Below are 15,963 nucleotides of genomic sequence, written 5' to 3'. Positions count from 1 at the left end.
TCAGCAATTACCTACAGGTCCGCACATCATGTTGATCAGTGCCAAACAACAGCAAATCATTCATCTGCCAAAAGCGCTGAATGATGATGCGACGTCCATCGCCGCAGCCGGTCTGCAAGGTGGCCTGCACGGCGCCATGCTGCAAACCCTGCAAAACCAGACCCAGGCGCAAACCGCCGAAGCCACTGCCAAAGTGCAGGACTCGGCCACACAGATCGCCACCCAGCAAGTCAGCGAAGCCACACGCATCAGCGATAACGTCGACGAAGCGTTCGCCAAGACCCGCGTCAACCTGCAAGCCACTGATGCCACCACGGCTTCGGCAAAATCTGCCACCGACGAATTCAAGGATTACATGAGCAAAACGCCGGAGCAGCGTCTGCGCGACAGTATCCTGCAGTCCATGGGGCTGACCGAGGACGACATCAAAGCCATGCCGCCGGAGAAACAACTGGCCATCGGCAAGGAGATTGCCGAGCGCTTGCAGGACAAGATGAAGCTGGCGCAGGCGGAAAAAGACAACGATGTGAAGGACAGCGACAAGCAGGCGGGCAAGTTTCTCGCTGCGCTCTAAGTTTCATAACATTGAAAGAAGGCCCCACGAGGGCCTTTTTTTCCGTTTGGGGCTTTGCGCCTTTCATCGGTTAACCGGTAATCAGCCCCTTTACCTGTAATTTCTGACAGTAGACAGCGGATTCTGCTTGCCGAAGTATGACCTCGAGCGCGTCCTGGCGTCGACGTGCTCCCACCTACTATCGACAAGGAAGAAAGTCATGATCAATAAAATGAAAAATGCAGCTGTCAACGCCAGCGGACACTTTGCCCTCTACGTGAATGAGAACGGCAATGGCGAAGAGCTGGTTGCTACCAGCCGGCTCGTAATGGATTTAAATTCTGACCATTCATACATAGCCGGGAGGGCGAGTGAAGTCCTCACCGCTCAGGGGATTGATATCTATATCGCTAAAAAAATCGAGGCAAACCAGACTTACGCCTTCGAAGAAGGAGCCGTCGGTGGCAACTACAACCCGAAAAACTTTCAGGGTGCTTCCTGGGATTCAATTTCTGAGGGCGGTTCGGTCACAATCGATGAAGTAGATTTGGTTAATGGCACCGTAAAGGGCAGTTTCAAGTTCACCGCCAGATCGCTGGACAACAGCCAATTCGCAGACGTCCGTGGAAACTTCAATTTGCGAAAATAGGTCGGCTGTCTTGTTGATGCCTACAGGTAACAGCCCCTCAATTTCGAAGGGCTGTTACTTGGCATCTTCAATTCAACTGCAACGTCTCATTGAACTGACTGATCGCATCCACCACATGCCGCGAGCCCTGCTGAATTTCCAGAATCACCTCCCCTGCTTCATTCGCCAGCTCCACACCTAGCCCGGTGCGACTCAGGCTTGACTGCATACTCGACACCGCGCTCAGCGACAGGTCATGGTTCTTGCGCACTACCTCGACAATTTCCAAGGTTGCCTGACTGGTTCGCGCCGCCAGACTGCGCACTTCATCCGCAACCACGGCAAACCCGCGTCCATGTTCACCGGCTCGCGCCGCTTCGATGGCGGCATTGAGCGCCAGCAGGTTGGTCTGATCGGCAATGCCGCGAATGGTCTGGACGATGGTGCCGATGATGTCCGATTGCTTGCTCACCGCATCGATACTCGCCGCCGCTTCGTTGAGGTCGCGGGAAATGTCCTGAATGATCTGCACGGTTTGCTGCACGACCTGTGAGCCTTTTTGCGCGCAGGCGTCGTTTTGTACCGAGGTGCTGTGGGCCGATTCGGCAGCGTTCTGCAACGTGGTCATCTGATGGGTGATGTCGCTGGCGAATTTCACCACTTTGTACAGGCGGCCCTTGGCGTCGAACAGTGGGTTGTACGACGCTTCCAGATAAACCATCTGCCCGGACTTGTTCTTGCGCTCGAAACGGTGCGAGTGATATTCGCCGCGATTGAGCGACGCCCAGAATGCCTTGTATTGCGAGGACTCGGCTTCGGCGCGATGGCAGAACAGGCTGTGATGATGGCCGACGATTTCGTTGAGCGAGTACTGCATGGTCTTGAGGAAGTTGTCGTTGGCGGCGATGACATTGCCTTCCGGAGTGAACTCGATCACCGCCATCGAGCGGCTGATCGCGGCCAGCATGCTTTCTTCTTCATGTTCCTTGTTGATCCGCGCGGTGATGTCCGCCGCTACTTTGATCACGCTTCTGACTTGCTTGTCCGGGCCATACACCGGCATGTAACTGGCTTCGAGCCAAACCTCCCTGCCGGCCTTGTTCAAGCGCAGAAAAGTCCCGCTGATCGGCTCACCGCGAGCCAGGTCACGCCACAATTTGGCGTACTCCTCGCTGCGATAGAAAGCCTCTTCACAAAACACCCGGTGATGTTTGCCGCGCACCTCATCGGCGCTGTAGCCCATGGTCTTGCAGAAGTTTTCATTGGCATCGATAACGATGCCGTCAGGGCTGAACTCGATCATTGCCATCGAACGGCTGATCGCCGCCAACTTGGCATTGGCCTCGGTCAGGGCGCAGCTGAAGCGCTCGATTTCCTGCAGGTCAGCCTTGTGATGTAGGTTGAACATGGTTGTATCACCTTCCGCGCGGACTTTTGATTTGATGAAAGTTCAGTTCTTTCACGATCCACCACTACGTTCCACAGAACAGGCACACGCATTCCTCCACGGGAGGAAGTTGTCAGGTGATAAATGATGATCAATCGGAGCGTCCATGCAGCGACGCTCTAATCAAGACATCCTTCTCTTGATAGCCCGCACGCGGGCCAGCCCTAACGCGTTGAAGAACTTCCATGTAAGCGACGCTCCTTGTTGGTTCAGTGTCGGTGCCTTGGCTTGCGCACTCTGGCAGCATGAATTCACGGACCAACGCTGTGCATCCGGCATTTTTTGCATGACGGTCGACATAGTTAGTTACAGGAAGCATAGCCAGCGGCAAGCCTTGCGCAAGGCCACTAGTCGGCCAGTATCTGGCACTTTTTGCACAAGAAACGGTTCAGCGCGGGGAGAATTGTTGCCGGGGCAGGCGCTTTCGCGATCAAGCTCGCTCCCACAGGAGAAACGCATTCCAATGTGGGAGCGAGCTTGCTCGCGAAGGCAAAAGTTATAGCGCTACAAAAACAACAGAAATGACTTACAGACTTCCAGCCACCTTGGTCGCCACATCCGCAGGCACCCAAGGCTTCCAGACCTGCGGCTGATCACGCAAAAACGCCTCTGCCACCACCCTCGGCTGCAAACGTTTTTCGCTCATCCCGGCCAATGTTTGGTTCAACAGATCAATCGGCAAATCGACCTTTTCAAAGAACGTCACCAGTTCCGGGTAGTGCGCCTTGAACGGCGCCGACACGCCGATCGCCAGGCTCGCCGGCATCGAACGGGTGCCCTTGGGGTTGGGATTGTTGGCATCGGCCAGCGTTTTCCAAGCCTCGGCATCGAACGGCGGTTCTTCCAGTTTGACCAGTTTGAATCGGCCGAGCAGCGGCGTCGGTGACCAGTAGTAGAACAACACCGGTTTACCGCGTTTGATCGACGACGCCACCTCGGCATCCAGTGCCGCGCCGGAACCGGTGCGGAAATTCACGAAGCTGTCGTTCAGCGCATAGGCCTTGAGCTTCTGGCTGTTGACGATTTCCGAGGTCCAACCGGTCGGGCTGTTGAGGAAGCGCCCGCGAGACGGATCTTCCGGGTCGCGGAACACGTCTTTGTAGCGCGGCAGATCGGCCACAGATTTCAACTCCGGTGCCAACGCTTTGATGCCGCGCTCGGGGTCGCCCTTGATCACATACTCCGGCACCCACCAGCCTTCAGTCGCGCCTTTTACCGTATCGCCCAAACCAAATACCTTGCCCTCGGCGGCCGCCTTGACCCACGCCGGACTACGTCCGGCCCACTCCTCGCCGATCACCTGAATATCGTTTTTCGCCAGCGCTGCTTCGAGGCTGACCGTGCTGCCGGGCAACGTGTCGGTCGGGTAGCCGTAGCCTTTTTCAACGATCAGGCGCAGCACTTCGGTGATAAAGCTACCGCTCTCCCAGGTGATGTCGCCAAAGTGGATCGGCGCGGTTTTTTCCGTCGCCGAAACAGCGCCGACACTCAGGCTCAACGCCAGCAACGACGTGCCGAGCAGGGTTTTGATCGATCTCATGCGGACCTCTTGTCTTGCAGGGATTGGTTGGCGCTGTGGCGATCGCACAGCGCTTGGGAACGACTCATGTACTCGCTGACCGAGCGCTGGGAAATGCCCAGCTCGGCGGCGATTTGCGGGTAGGTCAGGCCGTCGATGCGGGCGAGCAGAAATGTCGTGCGGACCTTGTCGGGCAGGCGCTGCAAGCTGTGATCGAGGCGGTTGAGGGTTTGCGATAGCGTGACGAGGTCTTCAGGCGAAACGGCGTAATCGACAGCAAGCTGCTGGCGATGACGACGCTCCAGATCACCGCGTCGCCAGCGCTGATAAAGCAGGCGTTGGGCGATGGTCGTCAGCAAGGCGCGAGGTTCGCGGATGGCCCTCAGCCCCGGGGCTTCGAGCAATTGCGCAAAGGTTTCGGCGGCGATGTCTTCGCTGCCGGCCGCGTCGTGCAGATGACCGCGCAGATAAGCACAGAGCCAGCGATAGTGGGCGCGAAACAGATCGTCCAAGGTGTTGCGATGGGAAAGCTCGGCGCCGGACATGGGGGCTCCTGGTTAAGGGTCGCTGAATGTCCGGTGTTCCGGTGGCGCGATCGTAGCAAGGCGCCTTATTCGTTAAAAATACTTAAAACGAATTTTTATATTCCATTTACAAATAAAAAATCAAAAGATCGCAGCCTTCGGCAGCTCCTGCACCGATCCCCTGTAGGAGCCGCCGAAGGCTGCGATCTTTAGCGCAAGCGCCCATAGCCAAGTCCTTCAGCCTCACGCTGATAGTCGAGGAGGATCTGATAATCGCTCTCGCTAGCCGCAAGCACCTCAGGTAATCCCAAGGTCTCCACGACATCAGGGAGTTCGCGCAAGGTTTCATTCATTACCTGTCGGAGTTGCTCGATCTGCTCATCCGTAGCGCTACCGACGGTAATGAACGGCAAGGTCGGGCTCAGGGCACTGCGCGCGACCACCCGCAAGGCACCGACTTCTTCCGGCGCATGTTGCGCCAGATAGGCGTAGGTGACGCTGTCGATGGCGGCCAGATCGGCGCGGTGTTCGCGCAACCAGCGCAGGCTCTCGCGATGGCCGCCGCTGATGCCGACCGAGGCAAAGAATTGTCCGTCCTGATTCAGTGGCGCCAGACGCTGACGCAGCAGGTTCATGCCACTGTTGGAGTCCTCACTGTTGATCACCCCGCGACTGTTGCGGAACTCTGCCAAGGTTTTGCGAGGGTCGTCAGCGCGGCCGAGGATCAGGCTGCAATGGTTGCCGGCGCTGGCGTCGGGGAGTTCGTAACGGGGCCGCCCGACGATGCGCACTTGTCCGCGCAATGCCGTCATCAGCGGATAGCCGCAGGTTTGTGTGAGCAGCAGATCGGGGGATAACCAGAGTTCGGGCAATGACAGGCCTTCAGCACTCAGGCGGGTGTGGCCAAGTTGCTCGAGAATGCGCGCAATCCAGCGTTCATTGGCCGCGCGGATTGGCTCGGGGGCGACGTACATCAGGAGTTCGGTGTGGTGTTGGGTCATCAGTGCTTTCCCATACAACGATTTTCCAATGTGGGAACGAGCTTGCTCGCGAAGGCGGTGTGTCATTCAAAACATTTGGGACTGATAAGCCGCCTTCGCGAGCAAGCTCGCTCCCACAGGGGTCGGTAGTGTTCTTGAGATTAGTGGAACGGGTGCTGTGGGCTGTCGATTGGCTTGAAGCCATGGCGCCGCCAGAACTCGCCATACCCCTGGACCAGAAACCCGCCACTGCGTGCGATCCATTGCTCGCGATGCATTCGGTAAACCGTCGGCAAGTCGTACCATGCCAGCTTCGGCAAGTCGTGATGCACCAGATGAAAATTCAGATTCAGAAACAACCAGCGCCACGGCCAACCCGCTTCGTTCAACACCGTGCGCTGCTCGGGTTGCACATGCGGGCGATGTTCGTAGTAGGAGCGGATCATCGCGATCGACAGCGCCGGCACGCTGATCAGCAGCAGGTAATGCCATACCGGCAGCGCGCTGAAACGGGCGACGAACCACAGCATCAATAACGTGAACAGGCCGTGGGTCAGCCACATCAACCAGGCTTGGCGTTCGCCATTCTTCAGCCGCAGCAACTCTTCTTTGGCCAGCGCCATCAGCGCCAGCGGAGCACCGATCACAAAGCGCCCGAGCACGGTTTTGTTCAACCAGTGCAAGCTGCGTTCAAACAGCGAACTGCCCTGCCAGCCAGCGCGGGTCAGGTAACGGCTTTCCGGATCGACGCCGGGCACGGTCAGATGCTCATCGCGGTGATGCAACAAATGGCTGTCGCGATACAGCGTGTACGGATACCACACGGCAAAAGGCGCGTAGCCAAGGATCTTGTTGAAGCGCACCCAGCGCGTCGGATGCCCGTGCAGCAACTCGTGCTGCACCGACAGCCACAACACCAGCAGCGGGATCAGCAACAGCGTGCTCAAGGCACGGCCCAGCCAGTGACTGTTGAGCACAATGGCGAACCAGCCAGCATAGACGCCAATCAGCAACAGCCAGGTCGGCCACTCGGTACGGGCGGTGAAACGTTGGCGCAGGGTTTCGATCTGCTGACGATGGGCGGCGTCGAAGTAATGGGGCATGGCGTTGCTCGGAACGGGGATCGTCCCCTTCTGTGCAACGACGCAGTGCAATCTTGCAGATTATTTTCGGATGCAGGCAGGAGCCCGAGAACCGGGCTCCCGAAAGGCGTGATCAGTGACCGAAGATGTCGACTTTCTTGGCTTTCTTCTCTGCGCGTTTTTCAATCGCAGTCTTGGCCGGTTTCTTCTTCGCCGCTTTCTTTGAATCCATACCTTTGGACATGATGCGTACTCCACTCACAGGGGATGTGAGGTCAGGTATACACCTATCCAGAGCCGTACGTTCTTTTATAATCGGCGCTTTGCACGCCGACAGTCCGATCCCATGCCCGACACTCAATACAGCCTGCTCGACGAGTCATTATGGCCGTTGATGAACAAGTTTTACCGCAGCCACCAATCCTCGATGAAAGCTGTTCGCGATGCGCGACTTTGGGTCGCACGGCGGGGAGAGATCGTTGGCGCGCTGTGCTTGCGCCCCGTGTCCGGCGGACAATGGCTGACCGGGCTGTTTGTTGATCCGGGGTGTCGTGAGCAGGGGATTGCAGCGCAGTTGATCGCAGCGGCGGTGCAGGATGTGAGTGAGCCGGTGTGGCTGTTCTGCCATCCGGATTTGCGCGGTTTTTATGAGCGACGCGGATTCACGTTCGACCCGGCCCTGCCCCAGGCGATGGCGGAGCGGTTGAGCCGGTATGCGCGGAGCAAGCCGATGATTGCGATGGAGCTGACACCCTCCATCTGACGCAAAACCTTGTAGGAGTGAGCCTGCTCGCGATAGCGGTGTGTCAGTCACCGAAAATGTCACTGACAGACCGCTATCGCGAGCAGGCTCACTCCTACAGGGGGGGTGTGGTGTTCTCGGGGATCAGTCGTCTGCTGTCGGATCAAGATCCGGGAACATCACTTCGGTAAAACCGAATTTGCTGAAGTCGGTGATGCGCGATGGGTAAAGTCGGCCGATCAGGTGATCGCATTCGTGCTGCACGACCCGTGCGTGGAAACCTGAAGCAATGCGCACAATCGGCTCGCCCTTCGGATCAAACCCTTCGTAGCGGATCTGCTGATAACGATCTACCGCCCCCCGCAAACCCGGCACCGACAGACACCCTTCAAAGCCCTCCTCCATCAACGGACTCAACGGCGTGATCAGTGGATTGATCAGGATCGTCTGCGGCACCGCTTCAGCGTCCGGGTAACGTTCGCTGTGTTCAAAACCAAAGATCACCAGTTGCAGATCGACACCGATCTGCGGCGCCGCCAGGCCGACGCCGCCGACGCTTTCCATGGTCTGGAACATGTCGTCGATCAGCTGCCACAGCTCAGGGCTGTCGAACATCTCGACCGGCACGGGCGGGGCAATGCGCAGCAGGCGCACGTCGCCCATTTTCAGAATTTCACGGATCATGATCAGACTTCGTCAGTGTCCGGCTTGAGCGAATGATCGCGGCCCAGGCCCGAGACGTGTTGTTTGGGATGTTCATCGAGTTCGCCGGGGACTTTCTCACCCGCATCCTTGCCCTCGCTGGACATGTGCTCGATCACCGCGTTCATCTCGGCACCGAGCAACAGCACCGCAGCGGAAATGTAGAAGTACAGCAACAGCACGATGATCGCCCCGATGCTGCCATACATCGCGTTGTAGTTGGCGAAGGTCTTCACGTAGAAGGCGAAACCCAACGAGGCGATGATCCACACCACCACGGCCAATACCGAACCGGGGGTGATGAAGCGGAATTCCTGTTTGACGTCGGGCATGACGTAGTAGATCAGTGCCACCGCGACCATCATCAGAATCACGATCACCGGCCAGCGCGCAATGGTCCACACGGTGACGATGAAGTCTTCCAGCCCCACCTGCGCGGCGATCCAGCCCATCACCTGCGGCCCGAGCACCATCAGCGCAGCGGCCACCAGGAGCATGCCGGCAATGCCGACGGTGTAGACAATCGACAGCGGAAAACGCTTCCAGATCGGCCGGCCTTCTACCACGTCATACGCGGCGTTCATCGCGCTCATCATCAAGCGCACGCCCGCAGAGGCGGTGTACAGGGCGATAACGATACCGACGGAAAGCAGGCCACCCTTGGACTGCTGCAACTGGTCGATCACCGGGTTGACCTGCTCCAGCGCCTGCGGTGGCAGGACCAGTTCCGATTGCAGGCGCAGCCAGGAGAAAAAGTCCGGCAGGTGCAGGAAACCGATCAGGGCGATCAGGAACAGAATGAACGGGAACAGCGAGAACAGCATCTGGTAGGCCAGTGCCGAGGCATAGGTCGACATCTCGTCGTCGACGAATTCAGTGACCGTGCGCACCATCACCCGATGCAGGGGCAGACCTTTCATGTCTGGAAATATCATTCGCGTCTCCTTTCGCCGCAATACAGGTTGAAGTCGTGGCGACTCAGGGGCCGTTTTTTACATCACGGTAGCCTGTTTGGCGAACCTCGTCGGGTTGCTGCAGGCTTTTGACACAAAAACGGCCATCCTTGGATGGCCGTTCATGTATTTCGTTCAAGGCTGAATTACGCCTTGTCGACGCCTTTTTTGACCGCGTCCTTGGCTTTACCGACTGCTTGCTGGGCTTCGCCTTTCTTCTCTTGAATCTTGCCTTCGGCTTGCAGCTTGGTGTTGTCGGTGGCTTTACCGACGCCTTGCTTGATGTTGCCGACTGCTTCGTTGGCCATGCCTTTTACTTTATCGCCTGTGCTACTCATGGTGTTTCTCCTTGGTGCAATTAGGGGGAAAAGTCAGTACGTAATGATTGACTGGCCGGGTTTGCGCCAAGTTTCATTTATTTTCAGCGGCTCATTTCGTCGCGGCGTGCAGGTTGGGCTTTATGTTTGCGTGCGTAGCCCCGAGAATGCGCAACATATGGGCGTCAAGCGCCAGGAACCGATCCCGCAGGAATGTTATGAAACTCGATAAAACGCAGGCCATCGCCCGTCGCAACAAGGAACTGGGCGGCGCCGTGCTCGGCACCAACAACTGCCACTTCGCCGAACTGAACCGTAACCGCAACATCTGGTGGTTCGACCTGCCGGTGTCGCGTTTGGCCATCGGTCAGTACGAGTGGATTCACTTGCTGATGCACACGCCAGCCACTGACGAACTGCTGCACCTGAAAGTGCCGACGGTTTTCCTCCGCGAAAAGCTTGAAGGGCTGGTGATTCGTAACGAAGGCAAGCGTAAAGCGGCGTTGAGCCTGGAACTGAGTGCGGACAAGGATTCGTATCTGCAGGACATGCGTCCGGCGGGGACTAATGTGAATTTTGCGCCGTTTCGTCAGTAGGATTTGTGCTGTCCCCTTTTCCCCTCACCCTAGCCCTCTCCCAAGGGAGAGGGAACTGACCGAGGTGCTCGGGCAAGGTACGCCGACCTGAGATATCGAGTCGAACTCAGGTTTTGAAAAGCCCCCGATCGGCTCCCTCTCCCAAGGCGAGGGGACTGACCGAGGTGTCTGGACGAGGTACACCGACCTGAGATATCGAGTCGAACTCAGGTCTTGAACTGCACGCGATCGGCTCCCTCTCCTTCGGGAGAGGGCTGGGCGGGCGGCGTTCCGATGAGGGGCAGGTTCACCGCATAACTCAAGCCCTGCCCCGCTCCAACAAAAAGCCCCGCATCTGCGGGGCTTGGTGTTTTAGGCGGCGGACTTGGCCTTGATCTTCTTCAGCTCTTCATCCCGCAACTCGCGGCGCAGGATCTTGCCGACGTTGGTGGTCGGCAGCGCATCGCGGAACTCCACCGAACGCGGCACCTTGTAACCCGTGACGTTGGCGCGCATGTGTTCCATCACGGTTTCCTTGGTCAGCGTGACACCTGGTTTGGCGACGATGAAAATCTTGATCGCCTCGCCCGACTTCTCGTCCGGCACGCCGATGGCCGCGCACTGCAACACACCCGGCAGGGTCGCCAGCACGTCTTCCAGTTCGTTCGGGTAGACGTTGAAACCGGAGACCAGAATCATGTCTTTCTTGCGATCAACGATGCGCATATAGCCGTCCGGCTGGATCAGCGCGATGTCACCGGTCTTCAGCCAGCCTTCGCTGTCGAGCATTTCATCGGTGGCTTCCTGACGCTGCCAGTAGCCTTTCATCACTTGCGGGCCCTTGACGCACAGTTCGCCGATTTCACCCAGCGGCTGCTCGACACCGGCATCATCGATGACTTTGCACAGGGTCGATGGCACCGGAATACCGATGGTGCCGATCTGGATGTTCTGGATCGGGTTGACCGTGGCCACCGGGCTGGTTTCGGTCATGCCGTAACCTTCGCAGATGGCGCAACCGGTGACCGCTTTCCAGCGCTCGGCAGCAGCCAGTTGCAAGGCCATGCCGCCGGACAACGTAACTTTCAGCGCCGAGAAATCCAGCTTGCGGAAACCTTCGTTGTTGCACAGCGCGACGAACAGCGTGTTGAGGCCGACGAAACCGCTGAACTTCCACTTCGACAGTTCCTTGACCATCGCCGGCAGGTCGCGCGGGTTGCTGATGAGGATGTTGTGGTTGCCGATCAGCATCATCGCCATGCAATGAAAGGTGAACGCGTAGATGTGGTACAGCGGTAGCGGCGTGATCAGGATCTCGCAACCTTCGTTGAGGTTGGAACCCATCAGCGCCTTGCACTGCAGCATGTTGGCGACGAGGTTGCGATGGGTCAGCATCGCGCCTTTGGCCACGCCGGTGGTGCCGCCGGTGTATTGGAGCACCGCAACGTCGCCGCTGTCAGGATTGGCTTCGGCCACCGGTTGGCCTTGGCCCTTGCTCAGCACGTCATTGAACTTGACGGCTTTTGGCAAGTGATAGGCCGGGACCATTTTCTTCACGTACTTGATGACACTGTTGATCAGCAGGCGCTTGATCGGTGGCAGCAGGTCGGCGACTTCGGTGACGATGACGTGTTTGACGCCGGTTTTCGGCACCACGGTTTCAGCCAGATGCGCCATGTTCGCCAGGCAAACAAGGGCTTTGGCGCCGGAGTCGTTGAATTGGTGTTCCATTTCCCGCGCGGTGTACAGCGGGTTGGTGTTGACCACGATCAGCCCGGCGCGAATCGCACCGAAGACGGCCACCGGGTACTGCAGAACGTTGGGCAGTTGCACGGCGATTCGATCGCCGGGCTGCAAATCGGTATGCTGTTGCAGATACGCGGCAAACGCACCGGACAATTCGTACAACTCACCGTAGGTGATTGTCTTGCCCAGGTTGCTGAAAGCCGGTTTGTTGGCGAAGCGTTGGCAGGACTGCTTCAACACTGCCTGAATGTTCGGATACTCGTCCGGATTGATGTCGGCAGCAATTCCAGCCGGGTATTTATCCTTCCAAAAGTCTTCGATCATGGAAGCCCACTCCTCAGCAACGCGAATTCTTCACCGCATTTGATGCGATTATTATTGGTGTGTGTTTGGTATTGGTGAATCTGGCTTTTATATAGGCCGAGAAGTCACAAAGCGCGCCGAGAGTAGCAGCTTTGCCAAGGGTCGACTAGAGCCAAAAGCGGCCCCTACAGTCATTATCATGACTCAAGACTATCTAGCAGTCATTTTAGAGCAAAAATCCTAGAACACCTTTGAAGCCCCGGTTTTCGGGGACTTTAAGCAAAAGATCGCAGCCTTCGGCAGCGCCTACAGGAAATGCATTCCAAGGTAGGAGCTGCCGAAGGCTGCGATCTTTGTGTTTTTGACTTTTACGCGATATCGCGCAATTCACGCCGCAGAATTTTCCCGACAGGCGTCATCGGCAATGACTCACGCAACACAATGTGTTTCGGCACTTTGTACGCGGTGAAATTCTCTTTGCAGTAGGCCTTGAGCTCTTCGAGGCTGACCCCGGTTTCCCGCGCCACCACAAACAGCTTCACCGCCTCGCCCGAACGCTCGTCCGGCACGCCGATGACCGCGCAGTTGGCGACTTTCGGATGGGCCATGACCACGTCTTCGATTTCATTCGGATAAACGTTGAAACCGGAGACGATGATCATGTCCTTCTTGCGATCGACGATGCGCACGAAACCGTCCGGATCGATCACCGCGATGTCACCGGACTTGAACCAGCCCTCGGCATCCAGCACTTCGGCCGTGGCCTCAGGCTTGTGCCAGTAGCCCTTCATGATCTGCGGACCTTTGATGCACAACTCGCCGCGCTCACCCATCGGCTGTTCGACACCGTCATCGTTGATGACTTTGAGTAACGTGCCCGGCACCGGCAAGCCGACCGTGCCCAGCCGCGACTGGTCGCCGTACGGGTTGGTGCAGGCCACTGGTGAGGTTTCGGTCAGGCCGTAACCCTCGGTGATGCGGCAACCGGTCATCTGTTCCCAGCGCTCGGCGGTGGCTTTGACCAGCGCGGTGCCGCCGGAGTTGGTGAGCTTCAGGCTGGAGAAATCGAGGGTCTTGAAATCCGGGTGATCCATCAGCGCCACGAACAAGGTGTTCAGGCCCAACAGCGCGGAGAAGCGCCAGTTCTTCAGCTCCTTGATGAAACCGGCAATATCGCGCGGGTTGGTGATCAGCACGTTGTGGTTGCCGGAAACCATCATGCACATGCAGTTCGCGGTGAAGGCATAGATGTGATAAAGCGGCAGCGGCGCGATCATCACTTCCTGGCCTTCGCGCAGCAGCGGCTGCCCGTCCGGGCCGAGTTGCGCGAGACAGGCGCGCACTTGCTGCATGTTCGCCACCAGATTGCCGTGGGTCAGCATCGCGCCTTTCGCCAGCCCGGTGGTGCCACCGGTGTATTGCAGCACGGCGATGTCGTCGAGGCTGACCTTCAGCGGCTTGATCCCCAGGCCGCGACCCATGCGCAGTGCGCTCTTGAAGGAGATCGCCTGCGGCAACGAATACGCCGGGACCATTTTCTTCACTTTGCTGACCACGGTGTTGACCAGCCAGCCCTTGGCGGTGGGCATCAGGTCGCCCATCTTCGCTTCGATCAGGTACTGAATGTCGGTATCGGCCAGCACTTCCTGGACTTTCTGGCCGAACATGTTCAGGTACACCAACGCGCGTGCACCGGAATCCTTGAACTGGTGGCGCATCTCCCGCGCGGTATACAGCGGATTGGTGTTGACCACGATCAGCCCGGCACGCAGTGCACCGAACACGGCAATCGGGTAGTGCAGGATGTTGGGCATCTGCACGGCGATGCGATCCCCGGGAACCAGATCGGTATGCGCCTGCAGGTAACCGGCGAAGGCGGCGCTCTGGCGCTCTAGCTCGGCGTAGGTCAGGGTGATGCCCATATTGCTGAACGCCGGGCGATCGGCGAACTTCTTGCAGGAACGCTCGAACACTTCGATCACCGACTTGAACTCACCCATGTCGATGTCCAGCGGTACGCCGGCCGGGCGTTTGTCGTTCCAGAAATCAGGTTGCATTGTTCTTGTCCTCTTTACCTGAGCCGATCCGGGCCGCTTTCTGTCATTTCTGAAAAGCGGAGCTTCACGGACACTAGCAGCTATGGCCATTGAGGCAAATATGGACAAAGCCGTCATTGACCGTGTGAATCTTCCTGCCGTGGCGTGGGCTGATCAGACGCGCTATACAATGATCCGACTCTGAGCAAAGGAATCGCCATGATCCACGACACTTTATGGCTGGACGCGAGTGACCGCAGCCGCCTGTTCGTCAATCAATGGCTGCCGACGGCGCCGTTGAAAGCGGTGATCCTGCTGGCCCATGGCATGGCGGAACACAGCGGCCGCTATGCGCGACTGGCCGACACGTTTTGCGACAAAGGATATGGCGTGTACGCCCCGGATTTACGCGGACATGGCAAAACCGCCAATCACGGTACCCTCGGCCACTTCGCCGATGACGACGGCTGGTGCAAAGTGCTCGGCGATCTGGCCAGCCTCAATCAGTACATCGGCCAGCAGCACCCCGGGGTGCCGATCATCCTGCTGGGGCACAGCATGGGCAGCTACATCGCCCAGGGTTATCTGCTGCATCACAGCGCCAGCCTGCACGGGGCGATTCTCAGTGGCTCCAACTTTCAACCCGTTGCGCTGTACCGCGCTGCGCGGCAGATCGCTCGCCTGGAAAAACTGCGTCAGGGTGGCAAGGGTCGCAGTACGCTGATCGAGTGGCTGTCGTTCGGCTCGTTCAATAACAAGTTCAAACCGGTGCGCACACCGTTCGACTGGCTGAGCCGTGATGCGGCGGAGGTCGACAAGTACGCCGCCGATCCGTTGTGCGGCTTTCGCTGCACCAATCAACTGTGGATAGACCTGCTCGGCGGCTTGCAGCAGATCAGCAAAGCGTCCAATCTCGCCCAGATCGACCCGGGCCTGCCGCTGCTGGTAATCGGCGGCGAATGTGATCCGGTGAGTGAAGGCAAGCGTCTGACAGATCTGGCCAATGCCTTGCGCACGGCCGGCAGCCAGCACCTGCAACTGAAGATCTACCCGCAGGCGCGGCACGAATTGTTCAACGAAACCAACCGCGACGAAGTGATCGCTGATGTGCTGGCCTGGATCGATCAGGCCTTGAGCCATCCGCGCCCTCATCGCAGCGAATAATTTTTTGTGGATTCACTGAATCCGTCACAGGAATCGAGACCGATGACCCAGGTTACCAACATCCCTTACGAAGCCCTCGAAGTCGGCCAGACCGCCAGCTACAGCAAGACCGTCGAAGAACGCGACATCCAGCTGTTCGCCGCGATGTCGGGCGACCACAACCCGGTGCACCTGGACGCCGAGTTCGCTGCCGCCAGCATGTTCAAGGAGCGTATCGCCCACGGTATGTTCAGCGGTGCGCTGATCAGTGCCGCCGTTGCCTGCGAGCTGCCTGGGCCGGGCACTATTTATATCGGTCAGCAGATGAGCTTTCAGAAGCCGGTGAAGATCGGTGACACGCTGACCGTACGCCTGGAAATTCTCGAGAAGCTGCCGAAGTTTCGTGTACGCATTGCCACTCGTGTGTTCAACCAGCGTGATGAGCTGGTGGTGGATGGCGAGGCTGAGATTCTGGCGCCGCGTAAGCAGCAGACTGTGACGTTGCCTACGTTGCCGGCGATTAGCATTGGTTGATTGATTTTTGGTGTGTCAGTGGGAGCTTTTCCCCCTCACCCCAGCCCTCCCGAAACGTCGGACCGCCCCCAAGGGGGCGAGGGGGAAAGGGAGCCGATCTATATGGATTTCAAATCCCAAGTTCGACTCGGTATCTCAGGTCGATGTACCTCGACAGAACACCTGGATCAGTCCCCTCT

General features: G+C 58.0%; 15 protein-coding genes and 2 pseudogenes. 6 read left to right on the top strand and 11 right to left on the bottom strand.

What is annotated here, in order from left to right; translation table 11 throughout:
• The first annotated feature begins 28 nt into the window (after nt 1–28).
• Nucleotides 29–574 carry a hypothetical protein gene (locus tag H8F23_RS05380; RefSeq protein WP_194933650.1) on the top strand — a complete coding sequence of 182 codons (546 nt, stop codon included), beginning with the start codon at nt 29–31 and terminating at the stop codon, nt 572–574.
• A 199-nt stretch (nt 575–773) separates the two neighbouring features.
• Entirely contained in the window at nt 774–1,202 is a 429-nt protein-coding gene (locus tag H8F23_RS05375) for a hypothetical protein (RefSeq protein WP_194933649.1), read from the top strand.
• A 67-nt stretch (nt 1,203–1,269) separates the two neighbouring features.
• Here H8F23_RS05375 and H8F23_RS29220 read toward each other — a convergent pair.
• The 6 genes and pseudogenes from H8F23_RS29220 to H8F23_RS05350 all read right to left on the bottom strand — a co-directional run.
• Nucleotides 1,270–1,695 (bottom strand): annotated as a pseudogene (locus H8F23_RS29220) (methyl-accepting chemotaxis protein); the annotation flags it as partial.
• Between the two features lie 117 nt (nt 1,696–1,812).
• Nucleotides 1,813–2,589: pseudogene (locus H8F23_RS29215) on the bottom strand (PAS domain-containing protein); the annotation flags it as partial.
• Nucleotides 2,590–3,154: 565 nt separating this feature from the next.
• On the bottom strand, nt 3,155–4,168 hold the full coding sequence (locus H8F23_RS05365; protein ID WP_194933647.1) for an ABC transporter substrate-binding protein: 1,014 nt from the start codon (nt 4,166–4,168) through the stop codon (nt 3,155–3,157).
• Nucleotides 4,165–4,692 (bottom strand): sigma-70 family RNA polymerase sigma factor, encoded by a 528-nt coding sequence (locus tag H8F23_RS05360; protein WP_194933646.1) that lies wholly within the window; start codon nt 4,690–4,692, stop codon nt 4,165–4,167. Before H8F23_RS05360 ends, H8F23_RS05365 begins: the two co-directional genes overlap by 4 nt.
• A 188-nt stretch (nt 4,693–4,880) precedes the next feature.
• The gene (locus tag H8F23_RS05355; protein WP_194933645.1) at nt 4,881–5,672 is read right to left on the bottom strand and encodes a phosphate/phosphite/phosphonate ABC transporter substrate-binding protein; all 792 of its coding nucleotides are present in this window, start codon (nt 5,670–5,672) and stop codon (nt 4,881–4,883) included.
• 140 nt (nt 5,673–5,812) lie between these two features.
• Nucleotides 5,813–6,754 carry a fatty acid desaturase gene (locus tag H8F23_RS05350; RefSeq protein WP_194933644.1) on the bottom strand — a complete coding sequence of 314 codons (942 nt, stop codon included), beginning with the start codon at nt 6,752–6,754 and terminating at the stop codon, nt 5,813–5,815.
• A 325-nt stretch (nt 6,755–7,079) separates the two neighbouring features.
• Here H8F23_RS05350 and H8F23_RS05345 point away from each other — a divergent pair, with 325 nt between their 5' ends.
• Nucleotides 7,080–7,496 carry a GNAT family N-acetyltransferase gene (locus H8F23_RS05345; protein WP_194933643.1) on the top strand — a complete coding sequence of 139 codons (417 nt, stop codon included), beginning with the start codon at nt 7,080–7,082 and terminating at the stop codon, nt 7,494–7,496.
• Between the two features lie 123 nt (nt 7,497–7,619).
• Here the strand turns inward: H8F23_RS05345 and def are convergent, their stop codons facing one another.
• From def to H8F23_RS05330, 3 genes are all read right to left on the bottom strand, one after another.
• Nucleotides 7,620–8,159 (bottom strand): peptide deformylase, encoded by a 540-nt coding sequence (def, locus tag H8F23_RS05340; RefSeq protein ID WP_194933642.1) that lies wholly within the window; start codon nt 8,157–8,159, stop codon nt 7,620–7,622.
• A gap of 2 nt (nt 8,160–8,161) precedes the next feature.
• On the bottom strand, nt 8,162–9,112 hold the full coding sequence (locus H8F23_RS05335; protein ID WP_007917840.1) for a YihY/virulence factor BrkB family protein: 951 nt from the start codon (nt 9,110–9,112) through the stop codon (nt 8,162–8,164).
• 164 nt (nt 9,113–9,276) lie between these two features.
• The gene (locus tag H8F23_RS05330; protein WP_093430455.1) at nt 9,277–9,468 is read right to left on the bottom strand and encodes a CsbD family protein; all 192 of its coding nucleotides are present in this window, start codon (nt 9,466–9,468) and stop codon (nt 9,277–9,279) included.
• Nucleotides 9,469–9,665: 197 nt separating this feature from the next.
• On the opposite strand from H8F23_RS05330, the gene H8F23_RS05325 reads away from it, so the two are divergent.
• Nucleotides 9,666–10,043, top strand: a complete 378-nt coding sequence (locus H8F23_RS05325) for a hypothetical protein (protein WP_007917843.1) — start codon at nt 9,666–9,668, stop codon at nt 10,041–10,043.
• Between the two features lie 351 nt (nt 10,044–10,394).
• On the opposite strand, the gene fadD1 is transcribed toward H8F23_RS05325, so the two are convergent.
• On the bottom strand, nt 10,395–12,092 hold the full coding sequence (fadD1, locus tag H8F23_RS05320) for a long-chain-fatty-acid--CoA ligase FadD1 (RefSeq protein ID WP_095048180.1): 1,698 nt from the start codon (nt 12,090–12,092) through the stop codon (nt 10,395–10,397).
• 347 nt (nt 12,093–12,439) lie between these two features.
• Nucleotides 12,440–14,128, bottom strand: a complete 1,689-nt coding sequence (gene fadD2, locus H8F23_RS05315) for a long-chain-fatty-acid--CoA ligase FadD2 (protein WP_095048181.1) — start codon at nt 14,126–14,128, stop codon at nt 12,440–12,442.
• A gap of 198 nt (nt 14,129–14,326) precedes the next feature.
• Here fadD2 and H8F23_RS05310 point away from each other — a divergent pair, with 198 nt between their 5' ends.
• Together H8F23_RS05310 and H8F23_RS05305 are read left to right on the top strand one after the other, a co-directional pair.
• The gene (locus H8F23_RS05310; protein ID WP_194933641.1) at nt 14,327–15,271 is read left to right on the top strand and encodes an alpha/beta hydrolase; all 945 of its coding nucleotides are present in this window, start codon (nt 14,327–14,329) and stop codon (nt 15,269–15,271) included.
• 42 nt (nt 15,272–15,313) lie between these two features.
• Nucleotides 15,314–15,784, top strand: a complete 471-nt coding sequence (locus H8F23_RS05305) for a MaoC family dehydratase (protein ID WP_003227420.1) — start codon at nt 15,314–15,316, stop codon at nt 15,782–15,784.
• Nucleotides 15,785–15,963 lie beyond the last annotated feature (179 nt).

It is taken from the genome of Pseudomonas neuropathica, from assembly GCF_015461835.1.
GTDB classification, from domain to species: Bacteria; Pseudomonadota; Gammaproteobacteria; order Pseudomonadales; family Pseudomonadaceae; genus Aquipseudomonas; species Aquipseudomonas neuropathica.
Note: the sequence above shows the minus strand (reverse complement) of the source record. Positions and strands in the feature narration are given on the sequence as shown.